We start from the raw sequence: 15,174 nt of genomic DNA, 5'->3' as shown, positions 1-15,174 counted from the left end.
CAAGCTTCATCGGGATACGCGTAAGTGTACCCGCAGCGCGCGCAGGCTAAGCAGATAAATAGCGCCCCATTTTGCGTTTATTCCCGCGATAGGGTAGCGCGGGGGGCGTTTATGCTGTCGACTCCAAATTCTAACCTCGCGGAGGGAGCATGCTCGACAAACTGGACGCGGCTCTGCGCTTTGGCCAAGAGGCGCTGAACTTGCGCGCCCAGCGGCAGGAAATTCTGGCCGCCAACATCGCCAACGCAGACACACCGGGTTATCAGGCGCGGGATATCGATTTCGCCAGCCAATTGAACAAAGTGATGGAGCAGGGGCGCGTCAGCGGCAACGGCATGGCGCTCAACCTGACGGCGGCGCGCCATATCCCGGCGCAGACCCTGCAGCCGCCGCAGCTCGATCTGCTGTTCCGGGTGCCGGATCAGCCGTCGATGGACGGCAACACGGTGGACATGGATCGCGAACGCACCAACTTTGCCGATAACAGCCTGAAATATCAGACCGACCTGACGCTGCTCAACGGTCAGATCAAAGGGATGATGTCCGTACTGCAACAAGGATAAGGCGCATGTCTTTACTGAATATTTTTGATATCTCCGGCTCGGCGTTATCGGCGCAATCCCAGCGCATGAACGTCAGCGCCAGCAACATGGCCAACGCCGACAGTGTGACCGGCCCGGACGGCGAACCTTACCGCGCCAAGCAGGTGGTGTTCCAGGTCGCAGCGGCGCCGGGACAGCCGACCGGCGGCGTGCGCGTTGCCCAGGTGGTGGACGATCCGGCGCCCGAGCGTCTGGTGTATCAGCCGGGCAACCCGCTGGCGGACGCCAAGGGGTATGTGCGCATGCCGAACGTCGACGTAGTGGGGGAAATGGTCAACACCATCTCCGCTTCCCGCAGCTATCAGGCCAACGTCGAGGTGCTCAACACCACCAAGTCGATGATGATGAAAACCCTGACGCTGGGTCAGTAACCGGAGGTTCCCATGGCTATCGCCGCAACCACGAACGAGTCGTTGGACAATACCGTCATCGGTAACAACAGCAAAAATACCAACAGTCAGGATCTGCACAACAGCTTCCTGACGCTGCTGGTGGCGCAGTTGAAAAACCAGGACCCGACCAATCCGATGCAGAACAACGAACTGACCTCGCAGCTGGCGCAGATCAACACCGTTCAGGGCATCGAAAAACTCAACACCACGCTGGGGTCGATCTCCGGTCAGATCAACAGCAATCAGTCGCTGCAGGCCACCGCGCTGATCGGCCACGGCGTGATGGTGCCGGGCAGCAACATTCTGGTCGGCAGCAAGGACGGCAAAGTCAGCACCACGCCGTTCGGCGTGGAACTGGAGCGCGCCGCCGATCAGGTAACCGCCACCATCACCAACGCCAGCGGGCAGGTGGTGCGCACCATCGAAATCGGCGGTCTGACCGCCGGCGTGCATGCCTTCACCTGGGACGGTTCGCTGGATGACGGCTCCACCGCGCCCGACGGCGCCTACAAAGTGGCGATTAACGCCAAAGGCAACGGCGAGCAGTTGGTGGCGCGCAGCCTGCACTTCGGCCTGGTGAACGGCGTGATCCGCGACGGCAACGGCGCCAAGCTGGATCTCGGTCTGGCGGGCAACGCCACCCTGGAAGACGTGCGACAGATCTTATAACCCTAAGCATCAGGCTCAATCGGACGATAGCCTGACCACTATTCGGAGAATAACATGGCTTTTTCTCAGGCAGTCAGCGGCTTGAACGCGGCAGCAACCAACCTGGACGTGATCGGTAACAACATCGCCAACTCCGCGACGGCGGGCTTCAAATCCGGCAGCGTCTCCTTTGCCGACATGTTCGCCGGTTCACAGGTCGGTCTGGGCGTCAAAGTGTCCGGCATCACCCAGAACTTCAAGGGCGGCACCACCACCGGCACCAGCCGTTCATTGGATGTGGCCATCAACGGCAACGGCTTTTTCCGCATGCAGGATAAAGACGGCGGCATCTTCTATACCCGCAACGGCCAGTTCAAGCTGGACGAGAACCGCAATCTGACCAACATGCAGGGTCTGCAGCTGACCGGCTATCCGGCGGCCGGCTCCCCGCCGACCATTCAGCAGGGCGCCAACCCGGTGCCGCTGAGCATTCCTGAAGGCATGATGAACGCGAAAGCGTCCACTTCCGGCCAGATGGTCGCCAACCTGATGTCGACCCATAAGGTGCCGGAAAACAAGACCTTCGATCCGACCAAACAGGACAGCTACAACTATACCAATACCATCACCGCCTACGACTCGCTGGGTAACGCGCACAACATCAACGCTTACTTCGTGAAGACCGAAGACAATAAATGGCAGGTCTACACCCAGGACGGCAGCGCAGCGCCAGTGAACGCCGGCACCATGGAGTTCAGCACCAGCGGTACCCTGGTGAAAACCACCAGCACCAACGGCGCGCCGGGCGAGTTCAGCATGGTGATCCCGATGACCGCCAAAGACGGCGCGCCGGCGCAAAACTTCACCCTGAGCTTCGCCGGCAGCATGCAGCAGAACGTGAGCAGCGACTCGGTGAGCAAGGTATCGCAGGACGGTTATGCCGCCGGTGAATACACGGGCTATCAGATCAACAACGACGGCACCATCGTGGGCGTCTACTCCAACCAGCAAACCCAGCTGTTGGGCCAGATCGTCATGGCTAACTTCTCCAACCCGGAAGGACTGGCGTCGCAGGGCGATAACGTTTGGCAGGAAACCGGCGCGTCCGGCCAGCCGCGCGTCGGTCTTGCGGGCGGCGGCGGCTTAGGCAAGCTGACCAGCGGCGCGCTGGAGTCTTCCAACGTCGATCTGAGCCAGGAGCTGGTGAACATGATCGTCGCACAGCGTAACTATCAGTCCAACGCCCAGACCATCAAGACGCAGGACTCCATTCTGCAGACGTTGGTTAGCCTGCGCTAATAGGGTCGAGTTATGGATCACGCGATTTATACCGCGATGGGCGCGGCTCGCCAAACGCTGGAGCAGCAGTCCATTACCGCCAACAACCTGGCCAACGCGTCGACGCCGGGCTTTCGCGCCCAGCTCGCCGCGCTGCGCGCTGTGCCGGTTGACGGGCCGAGCCTGGCGACGCGCACATTGGTGGCCGCGTCGACGCCGGGCGCCGACATGAGCCAGGGGGCGCTGAACTATACGGCGCGCCCGCTGGATGTGGCGCTGCAGCAGGACGGTTTCCTGGCGGTGAGCCTGCCGGGCGGCGGTGAAGCCTATACCCGCAACGGCAACATCCAGATCTCCTCCAACGGGCAGTTGACGGTGCAGGGGCTGCCGGTGATGGGCGACGGGGGGCCGATCGAGGTGCCGCCGTCGGCGGAGATCACCATCGCCGCCGACGGCACCATTTCGGCGCTGAACGCCGGCGATCCGCCGAACACCATCGCGCAGATCGGCCGCCTGAAGCTGGTGAAAGCCGACGCGCGTGAAGTGATGCGCGGTGACGACGGGCTGTTCCGCCTGACGCCGGAAACCCAACAGCTGCGCGGCAATCAGTTGCAAAACGATCCGCAGGTGCGGGTGATGCCCGGGGTGCTGGAAGGCAGCAACGTCAAGCCGATGGAGACCATGGTCGACATGATCGCCAACGCCCGCCGTTTTGAAATGCAAATGAAGGTCATCCACAGCGTGGATGAAAACGAACAGCGTGCCAACTCACTGCTCTCAGTGAGCTAAGCAGCAAGGAAATAACCGATGATTCCATCCTTATGGATTGCCAAAACCGGTCTGGACGCGCAGCAGACCAACATGGACGTGATCGCCAACAACCTGGCGAACGTCAGCACCAACGGCTTCAAACGCCAGCGTGCGGTATTTGAAGATCTGCTGTACCAGACCATGCGCCAGCCGGGGGCGCAGTCCTCCGAGCAGACCACGCTGCCTTCCGGTCTGCAGATCGGCACCGGCGTGCGTCCGGTGGCGACCGAGCGGCTGCACAGCCAGGGCAACCTGTCGCAGACCAATAACAGCAAAGACGTCGCCATCAAGGGGCAGGGGTTCTTCCAGGTGATGTTGCCGGACGGCACCCAGGCCTACACGCGCGACGGCTCGTTCCAGATCGATCAGAACGGCCAGTTGGTCACTTCCAGCGGTTTCCAGGTGCAGCCGGCGATCACCATTCCGGCTAACGCGCTGTCCATCACCGTCGGCCGCGACGGCATCGTCAGCGTCACCCAGCAGGGGCAAACCGCCGCCCAGCAGGTGGGTCAACTGACGCTGACGACCTTTGTCAACGACAGCGGTCTGGAGAGCGTGGGCGAGAACCTGTATCAGGAAACCGAAAGCTCGGGCGCGCCGAACGAGAGCACGCCGGGGCTGAACGGCGCCGGTCTGCTGTATCAGGGCTACGTGGAGACCTCCAACGTTAACGTGGCGGAAGAGCTGGTCAACATGATCCAGACTCAGCGCGCTTACGAGATCAACAGCAAAGCGGTATCGACTTCCGATCAGATGCTGCAAAAGCTGACGCAACTGTAATCTGTCATTGACGGGCCCGGCTTGCCGCGCCCGTCATTCTCTTTCGTGAAACAAAGGCGATACCCGTGGTAACCACATATTCGATGGCAATCCTGCCGCGGCAGGGACAACGCTGGCTGGCGGGAATGGTGATGCTGACGCTGAGCGGCTGCGCTTATATTCCGCATAAACCGCTGGTGGACGGTGCGACCACGGCGCAGCCCGCGCCGGCCAGCGCGCCGATGCCGAACGGCTCGATCTTCCAGACGGTGCAGCCGATGAACTACGGCTATCAGCCGCTGTTCGAAGACCGCCGTCCGCGCAACGTCGGCGACACCCTGACCATCGTGCTGCAGGAAAACGTCAGCGCCAGCAAGAGCTCCTCCGCCAATGCCAGCCGCAACGGCGCCAGCAAGTTCGGCGTCGCCACCTCGCCGCGTTACCTTGACGGCCTGTTGGGCAATGCGCGCGCCGATATGGACATTTCCGGCGACAGCACCTTCGGCGGCAAGGGCGGCGCCAACGCCAACAACACCTTCAACGGCACCATTACGGTGACGGTCAACCAGGTGCTGGCCAACGGCAACCTGCACGTGGTGGGGGAAAAGCAGATCGCCATCAACCAGGGCACCGAATTCATTCGTTTCTCCGGCGTCGTCAACCCGCGCACCATCAGCGGCAACAACTCGGTCACCTCGACGCAGGTGGCGGACGCGCGGATCGAATACGTCGGCAATGGCTATATCAACGAAGCGCAGACCATGGGCTGGCTGCAGCGCTTCTTCTTAAATGTTTCACCGTTCTAAGGATTGACTGATGCTGAAAAAATGGTTTATCGCGCTGTGCGTCGGGCTGGTGTGCTTGCCGGCGGCGGCGGAGCGCATCCGCGATCTGGTGACGGTGCAGGGCGTGCGAGACAACGCCCTGATCGGCTACGGCCTGGTGGTGGGGCTGGACGGCTCCGGCGACCAGACCATGCAGACGCCGTTCACCACCCAAAGCCTGAGCAACATGCTGTCGCAGCTGGGCATCACCGTGCCGCCGGGCACCAACATGCAGCTGAAAAACGTGGCGGCGGTGATGGTGACCGCCAAACTGCCACCGTTCTCGCGCGCCGGGCAGAACATCGACGTGGTGGTCTCATCAATGGGCAACGCCAAGAGCCTGCGCGGCGGCACCCTGCTGATGACGCCGCTGAAAGGCGTGGATAACCAGGTCTATGCGCTGGCGCAGGGCAACGTGCTGGTCGGCGGCGCGGGCGCGGCGGCCGGCGGCAGCAGCGTGCAGGTCAACCAGCTGGCAGGCGGGCGCATCAGCAACGGCGCCACCATCGAGCGCGAGCTGCCGACCACCTTCGGCAGCGGCGGCGTACTCAACCTGCAGCTGAACGACGAAGACTTCACGCTGGCGCAGCAGATCAGCGACGCCATCAACCGCCAACGCGGCGGCGGCACCGCGACGCCGCTCGACGCCCGCACGATCCAGGTGCTGGTGCCGCAGGGCAACAGCTCTCAGGTGCGCTTCCTGGCGGAGATTCAAAACATCACCGTCAACGTCGGCGCGATGGACGCCAAAGTGATCATCAACTCGCGCACCGGGTCGGTGGTGATGAACCGCGATGTGATCCTCGATTCCTGCGCCGTCGCCCAGGGCAACCTGTCGGTGGTGGTCGATCGGCAGAACACCGTCAGCCAACCGACGACGCCGTTCGGCGGCGGCCAAACGGTGGTGACGCCAAACACCCAGATTTCGGTGCAACAGCAGGGCGGGTCGCTGCAGAAGGTGAACGCCAGCGCCAACCTGAACAACGTCATTCGCGCGCTGAACGCGCTGGGCGCCACGCCGATCGATCTGATGTCGATCCTGCAGGCGATGCAGAGCGCCGGCTGCCTGCGCGCCAAGCTGGAAATCATCTGATGGCGGGCGATCTGATGGCGATGTCGGGCGCGGCCTATGACGCCCAGGCGCTGAACGGCCTGAAGCGAGACGCGGCGGCCGACCCGCAGGGCAACCTCAAGCAGGTGGCCCAGCAGGTGGAAGGCATGTTTGTGCAGATGATGCTGAAAAGCATGCGTTCCGCCTTGCCGCAGGACGGGGTGTTGAGCAGCGATCAAACGCGGCTCTATACCTCGATGTACGATCAGCAAATCGCCCAGCAGATGTCGCAAAAAGGGCTGGGGCTGGCCGACATGATGGTCAAGCAGATGAGCAACGCCAACGCGGTGCCGAGCGAAACCGCGGGCATGTCGCCGATGGCGCTGGACAACGAGGTGCTGCAAACGCTGCCGAACCAGGCGCTGGAGCAGATGGTGCGCCGCGCGATGCCGAAAGCCCCGCCGGCCGCCGCGCCGCTGTCGCTCAACAACGGCAACTTCGTCGCTCGTCTGTCGATACCGGCGAAGGTCGCCAGCCAGCAGAGCGGCATTCCGCATCAGCTGATCGTCGCGCAGGCGGCGCTGGAATCCGGCTGGGGGCAGCGCGAGATCCCAACCTCAGACGGCACGCCGAGCTACAACCTGTTCGGCATCAAGGCCGGCGGCAGCTGGAGCGGGCCGGTGACGGAGATCACCACCACCGAGTTCGAACAGGGCGCGGCGAAGAAGGTGAAGGCGAAGTTCCGCGTTTACGGGTCGTACGTCGAAGCGATCGCCGATTACGTCAAACTGCTGACCAACAACCCGCGCTACGCCGACGTGGCCGCCGCGCGCAGCCCGGAGCAGGCGGCGCATGCGCTGCAGCGCGCCGGGTACGCCACCGATCCCCAGTACGCCAGCAAGTTGGTCAGCGTGATTCAGCAGATGAAGAGCGCGGGGGAACAGGCGGTGAAAGCTTACACCCACGATCTGAAAGATTTGTTCTAAATCCCCGTCATTCTTGACGCCGCTGCGGCGCCAATTATTTAGGGGGTAGGCGGCAATGGAGGCTCGCTGGATGCTGACCGCATTGCCGCTTTTTTTCCTCAAGTTCTTCTCATTTTTGCCGATAACCGAAACAGGCTGAGCGAACAGGCTCAGCAGCTCAATTAAGAACCCTGTGGGCCACCGGCGCCGCAGCATAAGGAATTCCGATGTCCAATAGCTTAATCAATACCGCGATGAGCGGGCTGAATGCGGCTCAGGTGGCGCTCAGTACCGTCAGCAACAACATCTCCAACTACAACGTGGCGGGCTACAACCGTCAGACCGCGATCCTGGCGCAGAACGGCGGCATGGCCACCATGAGCGGCTTTATCGGCAACGGCGTGACCGTCACCAGCGTTAACCGCGAGTACAACCAGTTCATCACCAACCAGCTGCGCGGCGCGCAAAGCGCGTTCGGGGCGCAAAACGCCTATTACGAGAAGATTTCGCAGATCGACAACCTGTTGGCGAGCAAGACCAACCCGCTGTCGACCAACATGCAGGATTTCTTTACCAACCTGCAGAACCTGGTGAGCAACGCCGGTGACGACGCCGCGCGCCAGACGGTGCTGGGCAAGGCCAACGGCCTGGTGAACCAGTTCAACAACACCGACAAATTCCTGCGCGACATGGACAACGGCGTCAATCAGCAGATCAGCGATACGGCGCAGCAGATCAACAGCTACGGCCAACAGATCGCCAAGCTGAACGACGAGATCACCCGTTTGCGCGGCAGCGCCGGCGGCGAACCGAATGCGTTGCTGGATCAGCGCGATCAGCTGGTCACCGAATTGAACCAGCTGGTGGGCGTACAGGTCACGCAACAGGACGGCGACGCCTATACCGTTTCCTTCGCCAACGGTTTGACCCTGGTGCAGGGCAGCAATACGTATCAGGTGGAAGCCGTGCCTTCCAGCAGCGATCCTTCCCGTCTGACCATCGGCTATAACCGCGGCAACGGCGCCAGCGAAGTGCCGGAAGGCCAGATCACCAGCGGCACGCTGAGCGGCGTGCTGAAATTCCGCAGCGAAACGCTGGACGGCGTGCGCAATCAGCTGGGCCAGTTGGCGCTGGCGATGGCGGACAGCTTTAACCAACAGCATCGCGCCGGCTTCGATCTGAACGGTGACGCGGGCGGCGACTTCTTCAGCTTCAGCGGCGGCCGAGTGGTGGATAACACCCGCAACACCGGCGACGCGTCGCTGTCGGTCTCTTACACCGATACCGGCAAGGTGAAGGCCAACGATTATCGCGTCGAGTTCGACGGCAGCAACTGGCAGGTCAGCCGCCTGCCGGACAACGTGAAAGTTAACGCGACGCCGGGCACCAGCGCCGACGGTAAACCGACGCTGAACTTCGACGGGTTGGAAGTGAGCATCGACGGCAATGCTCAGGCCAAAGACAGCTTCACCGTGAAACCGGTCAGCGACGTGGCGGGCAACCTGAAAGTGGCCATCACCGATTCGTCCAAGATCGCCGCCGCCGGTAAAGACGACAGCGGCCGCGGCGATAACGAGAACGCCAAGAAACTGCTGGATCTGCAAACCAAAAACCTGGTGGACGGCAAAGCGACCCTGAGCGGCGCTTACGCCGGCATCGTCAGCGGCGTCGGCAACCAGACCGCCGCCGCCAAGGCCATCGCCACGTCGCAGGCCAAAATCGTCACCCAGCTGGGCGCGCAACAGCAGTCGATGTCCGGCGTCAACCTTGACGAAGAGTACGGTGAACTGCTGCGTTTCCAGCAGTACTACATGGCCAACGCGCAGGTGATTCAGACCGCCAGCTCGCTGTTCGACGCGCTGCTGAACATTCGTTGATTTCATTGTTAATCGGCGCCGATAACGGCGCCGGTCGCTCAGAGTAAGGAACCCACAGCATGCGCATGAGTACCGGCATGATGTACCAACAAAACATGAACGGCATCACGGGCAACCAGTCGCTGTTCATGAAGGCCGCCGAGCAGCTTTCCTCCGGCAAGCGAGTGATCAACCCGTCCGACGATCCGTTGGCGGCGTCGCGCGCGGTGATGCTGTCGCAGTCGCAGGCGGAAAACAGTCAATACACGCTGGCGCGCACCTTCGCCCGTCAGAACGTGTCGATGGAAGAAACGGTATTGGCCGGCGCGACCTCCACCATCGCGGACATGAAGGCGTTGATCGTCAACGCCGGCGGCACCGAAAGCGATAACGATCGCCAGTCGCTCGCCACCCAGCTGCAGGGGTTGAAAGATCAGCTGCTGAACCAGGCCAACAGCACCGACGGCAACGGCCGCTATATGTTCGGCGGGTATGTGAACGACAAGGCGCCGTTCGTCGACAACGGCGGCACCGTCAGTTACCAGGGCGGCGACAAGACGGTTGAGCAGAAAGTGGACGCCAACCGCACCATGACCATCGGCCATACCGGCAACGCGGTGTTCATGTCGTTGACCAGCAATCCGAAGCCCGAGCCGGACGGCAGCGCGCCGGTCAGCAACGTATTCGAGAGCATCGATATTGCGCTGAACGCGCTGAAAACCCCGCTGCAGGGCGCCGACGAGGCCACCAAGCAGCAGGTGAACGATGCGCTGGCGAAAGCCAACCGCGGTCTGGACAACTCCTACAACAACGTGCTGAGCGTGCGCGCCGAGCTGGGCAGCCAGCTGCAGGAGATGGATCAGTTGGACAGCATCGGTAAAGAGCGTGACATGACCAATCAGATCCAGATGAGCGCGCTGACGGATGCCGACCTGGCCGAGTCTATCTCGTCCTACTTCATGCAGCAGGCGGCGCTGCAGGCGTCGTACAAAACCTTCAGCGATATGCAGGGCATGTCGTTGTTCCAGATGAATCGTTAAGAGCAATACCCCGTTGCCTGACCGCGACGGGTTTCCCTTTAGTGCGCTTAGAAAACGCCTTCTCCGCCCCGCGGGGAGGGAGGCTTCTTGAAACCGGGCGCACTCGTTTGGCGCGTCGCTCGTTCTCCCACTACTGACTGAGTGACGCGCCTTTTTTTCATCAGGGAAGAAATAATACGATTGTCACCCCTGTTTAATGCGCAATGGCATTATTGAAATCAGCGGTGGAAAAATCACGATGGATATTATTTCCCTGACGATAAATATCGGTGCTATTTCTTTTTCTTCACCACTTTCCATTTTTCACCGGCGGCCGTTTCGCTGATGGCAACTTTAAATTTGTTGCTTTTCCAGTGGGCCATACCGAATAACCGGCGTGCTTTGCGGTTGCTTTTCGCTTTAATCATGATCTCGCTCCTGTAGTTAGCAAAGGTCGATGCTGCGCCCTGCAGCCGGCAGGCTGCCGGACGCATTTATTCAGGGTGTAAGTTATCTGCCGCGCATTTAACTCTGCGCGGCTGCGTTATTTTATTTTTCTCTAACCAATAAGTTTATATTATCGCCGCGGGCGACTGACGGGGTGCGGGCGATATTTTTTCTACCGGGTCTATTTTAGGTCGGGGTTTTATTTATTCAAGCTGCCGGAGACATTTGGACCTTAATCCGGATAAAAGACGTTTCTCAGGCTTTTGTCCCAAGAAAGCGTTTTTATTGCCATTTTGTCTCAGGCGGAAGAGGGGGAAAGGAAGGGGCCGCAGGGGCTCAGAAGGTCATGCCGCCGATCACCGCCGCCAGTCGATCGAAGATTTCACCGAACAGGTGCTCACAGAACGGCGCCAACATCGGCATCATCATGCCCAGCGTCATGATGCCGAAGGTCATGGTGACCGGGAAACCGATCACGAAGACCGACAGCTGCGGCGTCATGCGGTTGAGCAGGCCGAGCGCCATGTTGAGCGTCAACAGCAGGCAGATCAGCGGCAATGCCAGCATCATGCCGTTGATGAAGATCAGCGAGCCGACCTGAGTCAACACCAGGAAGCCGTTGCCGTTCAGCGGCTGCGTTTGGATCGGCAGGGTATGGAAGCTGTCCGCCAGCAGCGAAATCAGCCACAGATGGCCGTCAAAGCTGAGGAACAACAACATCGCCAGCAGGTTGAGCAGGCGCGCCAGCACCGGCATGTTCGGGCCGCCGCTGGGATCGAAGAAAGTGGCGAACGACAGTCCCATCTGCATGCCGATCACTTCCCCCGCCAGGCGCACCGCCGCGAAGGCGAACTGCATGGTCAACCCCAGCGCCACGCCGATCAGAATCTGCTGAATCGCCAGCCACAGGCCGGCGGCGGAGAAGATGGGAATATTGCTGGCGGGCAGCGTCGGCGCAATCAGGATGACGATCAGCCCGCCAAGGCCGATTTTGACCTTTTTGCTGATTTGCTTTTCGCTGAATATCGGCGCGGTGCTTATCAGCGCCAGAATGCGCAGCAGCGGCCAAAAGTAGTGGCTGAGCCAGACGGTGAGCTGGGCGCTGTCGAAGGTGAGCACGGTCAGCCGATCAGGGTAGGCAGGTTGCTGAACAGGGTGCGCATGTAGTCCAGCAACAGATTCAACATCCAGGGACCGGCGATGATGATGGTGGCCACCACCGCCAGAATTTTAGGGATGAACGACAGCGTCATTTCGTTGATCTGGGTGGCGGCCTGCAGCAGGCTGACGACCAGGCCGCTGATCAGCGCCGCCAGCAGCAGCGGGGCGGCCAGCGCCAGCGCGACTTTCATCGCCTCGGTGCCGAGCGCCATAACCGATTCAGGTGTCATCTCGCTTTCTCCGGTCAGGGGTTACGAATAGAAGCTCTGCGCCAGCGAGCCGAGCAGCAGCTGCCAGCCATCGACCAGCACGAACAGCATCAGCTTGAACGGCAGCGAGATGGTGGCGGGCGGCACCATCATCATCCCCAGCGCCATCAGCACGCTGGCGACCACCAGGTCGATGATCAGGAACGGAATGAACACCGTAAAGCCGATCTGGAAGGCGGTTTTCAGTTCGCTGGTGACGTAGGCGGGCAGCAGGATGCGCATCGGCACCGCTTCCGGGCCGGCCAGCGGCGGCTGATTGGCCAGTCTGGCGTACAGCGCGAGATCGGTTTCGCGCGTTTGCCGCAGCATGAATTCGCGCAGCGGCTGCGCGCCTTTATCCAGCGCGACTTCCAGCCCGATTTTGTCCTGGCTGAACGGCAGATAGGCATCCTGATAAACCTTGTCGAACACCGGCGACATGATGAAGAAGGTCAGGAACAGCGCCAGCCCCAGCATCACCTGGTTCGGCGGCGCCGACGGCGTGCCCAGCGCGTTGCGCAGCAGGCCGAGCACGATGATGATGCGGGTGAAGCTGGTCATCATCAGCAGCATGGCCGGCAGGAAGGTCAGCGAGGTCAACAGCACCAGCGTCTGCACCGGCAGCGACCAGCTCTGGCCGCCGTTGGCCAGCGGCTGGCTGATCAGCCCCGGCAGTTGCGCGAAAGCCGCCGGGCTGATGAACAGCAGGGCGGCAGGGAGCCAAACCGCCGGGCGGCGGACGAGGGTATGAAGAGTCGAGGTCATGCCGATTTTTCCGGGCGTTTCAGAACTTTTTGCATCAGTTGGCGGAAGTCCGCCGGTGTCGCCGCGTCGGCCTCGCCTGCGTCTTTCGGCGGAGCGGGCAGGGTGTGCAGCGGGGTGATCTGCTGGGCGGTGACGCCCAATACCAACAAGGTGTCGTCGACTTCCACCACCACCACGCGCTCGCGCTGCCCGACCTGGCAACTGGCGCGCAGGTTAAGCAGTTTGTTGTTGCGCGCCTGCGGGGCGAAACCCAGCCGACGGAACAGCCAACCGGCCAGCAGGATCAGCAGCAGAATGCCGCCGAGCGCGCTGCTGACCTGCATCAACACCGAACCGGCCGGCAGGGCCGGCGCGGCGGGCGGTTGGGTGCTTTGGACGGTAACGGGCGCCGCGGCGGTCATCAGCGGCTCAGTCGACGCATGCGTTCGGATGGGGTGATGATGTCGGTGATGCGCACGCCGAACTTGTCGGCCACCACCACCACTTCACCTTGCGCGATCAGGTAACCGTTGATCAGGATATCCAGCGGTTCGCCGGCCAGGCCGTCCAGCGCCACCACCGAGCCTTGCGACAGGCGCAGCAGCTCTTTAATGGTCATCTTGGTGCGCCCCAGTTCCACGGTCAGCTTGACCGGAATATCCAGGATCAGGTCGATATCCTGCAGGCTGCCGAGCGCATCCTGAGCTTCCAGCGACTTGAACACCCCTTCGGTGCTCGCGCCGGATTTCTCTGAAGACTGCTGCTCGTTAAACGCATCAGCCCACAGATCGTCTACGGATTCCTTTCCTTCGCCAGACGGTTGCTTAGGATCACTCATTGGGCTGTTCCTCACTCAGAGCATTCAAAATAGGGTTAATCAAATGTTCAACACGCAGGGCGTATTGCCCGTTTAACGTGCCGTATTGGCTGGTCAGAACCGGTACGCCGTCCACATGGGCGATCAGGCGTTCCGGCTTGTCTATCGGTAATACATCGCCCGGTTGCAGCTTCAGGACTTTCGACAGCCGCATCGGGATATCGACGAAGTTGGCGATCAGCTCCAGTTCGGAGTGCTGCACCTGCTTCACCAGCGTTTCGCGCCAGTGGCTGTCTTCCTGCCGCGAATTTTCCAGCGGCGGGTTGGTCAACAGTTCGCGCAGCGGTTCGATCATCGCGAATGGAATGCAGATGTTGAACTCGCCGGTCAGCGCGCCGATCTCCACCTGGAACGGCGTGGTGACCACGATGTCGTTCGGCGAGGTGGTGATGTTGGTGAACTTCACCTGCATTTCGGCGCGCACGTACTCCACGTCGATCTTGTAGATGGCGCTCCAGGCGTCGCCGTAGGCGTCCAGCGCCAGGCGCAGCATGCGCTTGATCACCCGCTGTTCGGTCGGGGTGAACTCGCGGCCTTCGACCTTGGTCGGGAAGCGGCCGTCGCCGCCGAACAGGTTATCGACGGCGATGAACACCAGGCTCGGCGCGAACACGAACAGGGCAGTGCCGCGCAGCGGATTCAGATGCACCAGGTTCAGGTTGGTCGGCACCGGCAGGTTGCGGGCGAACTCGTGATACGGCTGGATTTTGATCGGGCCGACGGTAATGTCCGGGCTGCGGCGCAGCAGGTTGAACAACCCCATGCGGAACTGCCGGGCAAAACGTTCGTTGATGATTTCCAGCGCGTGCAGTCGCTCGCGCACCACGCGGCGCTGGGTGTTCGGATCGTAAGGCTTGACCTCGCTCTCTTTGCCGACCACCGCTTCGGGTTCATCACCCGCGCTGTCGCCGTTGAGCAAGGCGTCGATCTCTGCCTGTGAAAGAATGCTATCGCCCATAGTGATTACCGCAGTATGAAGGCGGTGAACAGCACGTCGCTGACCACCTGCTTCGGTTGTCCCTTAACCAGCGGCGGGCTGAGCACGTCCTTAATCTGCGCCACCAGCTGTTGCTTCCCTTGTTCATTGGCCAACTGACTCGCTTCCTGACGGGAAAGCAGCATCAGCAAGCGGCTGCGCACCTCCGGCAGAAAATCGTTCAGCTGACGGCGGGTACTTTCGTCCGGCAGGCGCAGCGTGAGGCCGATATACAGCACGCGATCCGGGTTGTTGTCCGGCGTCACCAGGTTGACGGTAAAGGTGTCGAGCGGCATGAACACCGGCGCGGCCGGCGGTTGCTGTTTGACGGCGGCCGGTTCGGCGCCGTTTTTATGCTGTTGCAGCAGCCACCAGCTGTAGCCCGCGGCGCCACAGGCGACGACGCTGATCAATACCAGCAGGATGACCAGAAGGGGGCGTTTCGGTGCTGCCGGAAGGGAGTTCTGAGACATAGCCAAATCTAATTCCTGTTGTTCCACCCGCGGCCTGCGTGGCG

At 61.3% G+C, this 15,174-nt stretch carries 19 protein-coding genes; 11 read left to right on the top strand and 8 right to left on the bottom strand.

The genetic code is table 11. The features are described from left to right. Positions 1–149: 149 nt before the first annotated feature. From flgB to flgL, 11 genes are all read left to right on the top strand, one after another. Complete coding sequence (flgB, locus tag ACMGG9_RS13975) at positions 150–563, top strand: flagellar basal body rod protein FlgB (RefSeq protein ID WP_033643526.1); 414 nt, start codon at positions 150–152, stop codon at positions 561–563. A gap of 5 nt (positions 564–568) precedes the next feature. Continuing rightward, the gene (gene flgC / locus ACMGG9_RS13970) at positions 569–973 is read left to right on the top strand and encodes a flagellar basal body rod protein FlgC (RefSeq protein WP_004934826.1); all 405 of its coding nucleotides are present in this window, start codon (positions 569–571) and stop codon (positions 971–973) included. 12 nt (positions 974–985) lie between these two features. Next, entirely contained in the window at positions 986–1,663 is a 678-nt protein-coding gene (gene flgD, locus ACMGG9_RS13965) for a flagellar hook assembly protein FlgD (protein ID WP_046896594.1), read from the top strand. Positions 1,664–1,717: 54 nt separating this feature from the next. Continuing rightward, positions 1,718–2,941 (top strand): flagellar hook protein FlgE, encoded by a 1,224-nt coding sequence (gene flgE / locus ACMGG9_RS13960; protein WP_033643522.1) that lies wholly within the window; start codon positions 1,718–1,720, stop codon positions 2,939–2,941. Between the two features lie 12 nt (positions 2,942–2,953). After that, complete coding sequence (locus ACMGG9_RS13955) at positions 2,954–3,709, top strand: flagellar basal body rod protein FlgF (protein WP_108680981.1); 756 nt, start codon at positions 2,954–2,956, stop codon at positions 3,707–3,709. Positions 3,710–3,727: 18 nt separating this feature from the next. After that, positions 3,728–4,510 carry a flagellar basal-body rod protein FlgG gene (flgG, locus tag ACMGG9_RS13950; protein ID WP_004934819.1) on the top strand — a complete coding sequence of 261 codons (783 nt, stop codon included), beginning with the start codon at positions 3,728–3,730 and terminating at the stop codon, positions 4,508–4,510. Positions 4,511–4,593: 83 nt separating this feature from the next. After that, positions 4,594–5,295, top strand: coding sequence for a flagellar basal body L-ring protein FlgH (gene flgH / locus ACMGG9_RS13945; RefSeq protein WP_004934817.1), 702 nt, complete (start codon positions 4,594–4,596; stop codon positions 5,293–5,295). Between the two features lie 10 nt (positions 5,296–5,305). Continuing rightward, positions 5,306–6,406: a flagellar basal body P-ring protein FlgI gene (locus ACMGG9_RS13940; RefSeq protein ID WP_004934816.1), complete on the top strand. Its 1,101-nt coding sequence runs from the start codon at positions 5,306–5,308 to the stop codon at positions 6,404–6,406. Beyond that, positions 6,406–7,350 carry a flagellar assembly peptidoglycan hydrolase FlgJ gene (gene flgJ / locus ACMGG9_RS13935; protein WP_033643520.1) on the top strand — a complete coding sequence of 315 codons (945 nt, stop codon included), beginning with the start codon at positions 6,406–6,408 and terminating at the stop codon, positions 7,348–7,350. Before ACMGG9_RS13940 ends, flgJ begins: the two co-directional genes overlap by 1 nt. Positions 7,351–7,556: 206 nt before the next feature. After that, positions 7,557–9,206 carry a flagellar hook-associated protein FlgK gene (gene flgK / locus ACMGG9_RS13930; RefSeq protein ID WP_033643519.1) on the top strand — a complete coding sequence of 550 codons (1,650 nt, stop codon included), beginning with the start codon at positions 7,557–7,559 and terminating at the stop codon, positions 9,204–9,206. 59 nt (positions 9,207–9,265) lie between these two features. Further along, on the top strand, positions 9,266–10,225 hold the full coding sequence (gene flgL, locus ACMGG9_RS13925; RefSeq protein WP_033643518.1) for a flagellar hook-associated protein FlgL: 960 nt from the start codon (positions 9,266–9,268) through the stop codon (positions 10,223–10,225). 272 nt (positions 10,226–10,497) lie between these two features. Here the strand turns inward: flgL and sra are convergent, their stop codons facing one another. The 8 genes from sra to fliL all read right to left on the bottom strand — a co-directional run bounded on the left by sra (position 10,498) and on the right by fliL (position 15,130). After that, on the bottom strand, positions 10,498–10,632 hold the full coding sequence (sra, locus tag ACMGG9_RS13920; protein ID WP_004934807.1) for a stationary-phase-induced ribosome-associated protein: 135 nt from the start codon (positions 10,630–10,632) through the stop codon (positions 10,498–10,500). Positions 10,633–10,987: 355 nt separating this feature from the next. Next, positions 10,988–11,770, bottom strand: coding sequence for a flagellar biosynthetic protein FliR (gene fliR, locus ACMGG9_RS13915; RefSeq protein WP_033632754.1), 783 nt, complete (start codon positions 11,768–11,770; stop codon positions 10,988–10,990). Between the two features lie 2 nt (positions 11,771–11,772). Then, positions 11,773–12,042: a flagellar biosynthesis protein FliQ gene (gene fliQ, locus ACMGG9_RS13910; protein ID WP_004934803.1), complete on the bottom strand. Its 270-nt coding sequence runs from the start codon at positions 12,040–12,042 to the stop codon at positions 11,773–11,775. 21 nt (positions 12,043–12,063) lie between these two features. After that, positions 12,064–12,825 (bottom strand): flagellar type III secretion system pore protein FliP, encoded by a 762-nt coding sequence (fliP, locus tag ACMGG9_RS13905; RefSeq protein WP_033632755.1) that lies wholly within the window; start codon positions 12,823–12,825, stop codon positions 12,064–12,066. Then, positions 12,822–13,226: a flagellar biosynthetic protein FliO gene (gene fliO, locus ACMGG9_RS13900; RefSeq protein ID WP_033650868.1), complete on the bottom strand. Its 405-nt coding sequence runs from the start codon at positions 13,224–13,226 to the stop codon at positions 12,822–12,824. Before fliO ends, fliP begins: the two co-directional genes overlap by 4 nt. Then, positions 13,226–13,642, bottom strand: coding sequence for a flagellar motor switch protein FliN (gene fliN, locus ACMGG9_RS13895; protein WP_004934799.1), 417 nt, complete (start codon positions 13,640–13,642; stop codon positions 13,226–13,228). The genes fliO and fliN overlap by 1 nt, the downstream gene beginning before the upstream one ends. Beyond that, positions 13,635–14,639: a flagellar motor switch protein FliM gene (gene fliM / locus ACMGG9_RS13890; protein ID WP_004934798.1), complete on the bottom strand. Its 1,005-nt coding sequence runs from the start codon at positions 14,637–14,639 to the stop codon at positions 13,635–13,637. The genes fliN and fliM overlap by 8 nt, the downstream gene beginning before the upstream one ends. Positions 14,640–14,644: 5 nt before the next feature. Further along, positions 14,645–15,130 carry a flagellar basal body-associated protein FliL gene (gene fliL / locus ACMGG9_RS13885; RefSeq protein ID WP_033643515.1) on the bottom strand — a complete coding sequence of 162 codons (486 nt, stop codon included), beginning with the start codon at positions 15,128–15,130 and terminating at the stop codon, positions 14,645–14,647. Positions 15,131–15,174: the final 44 nt, after the last annotated feature.

This window comes from Serratia sp. BNK-10 (assembly GCF_047456065.1).
Lineage (GTDB): Bacteria > Pseudomonadota > Gammaproteobacteria > Enterobacterales > Enterobacteriaceae > Serratia > Serratia ureilytica.
This window is presented reverse-complemented; position numbering and strand designations above follow the sequence as displayed.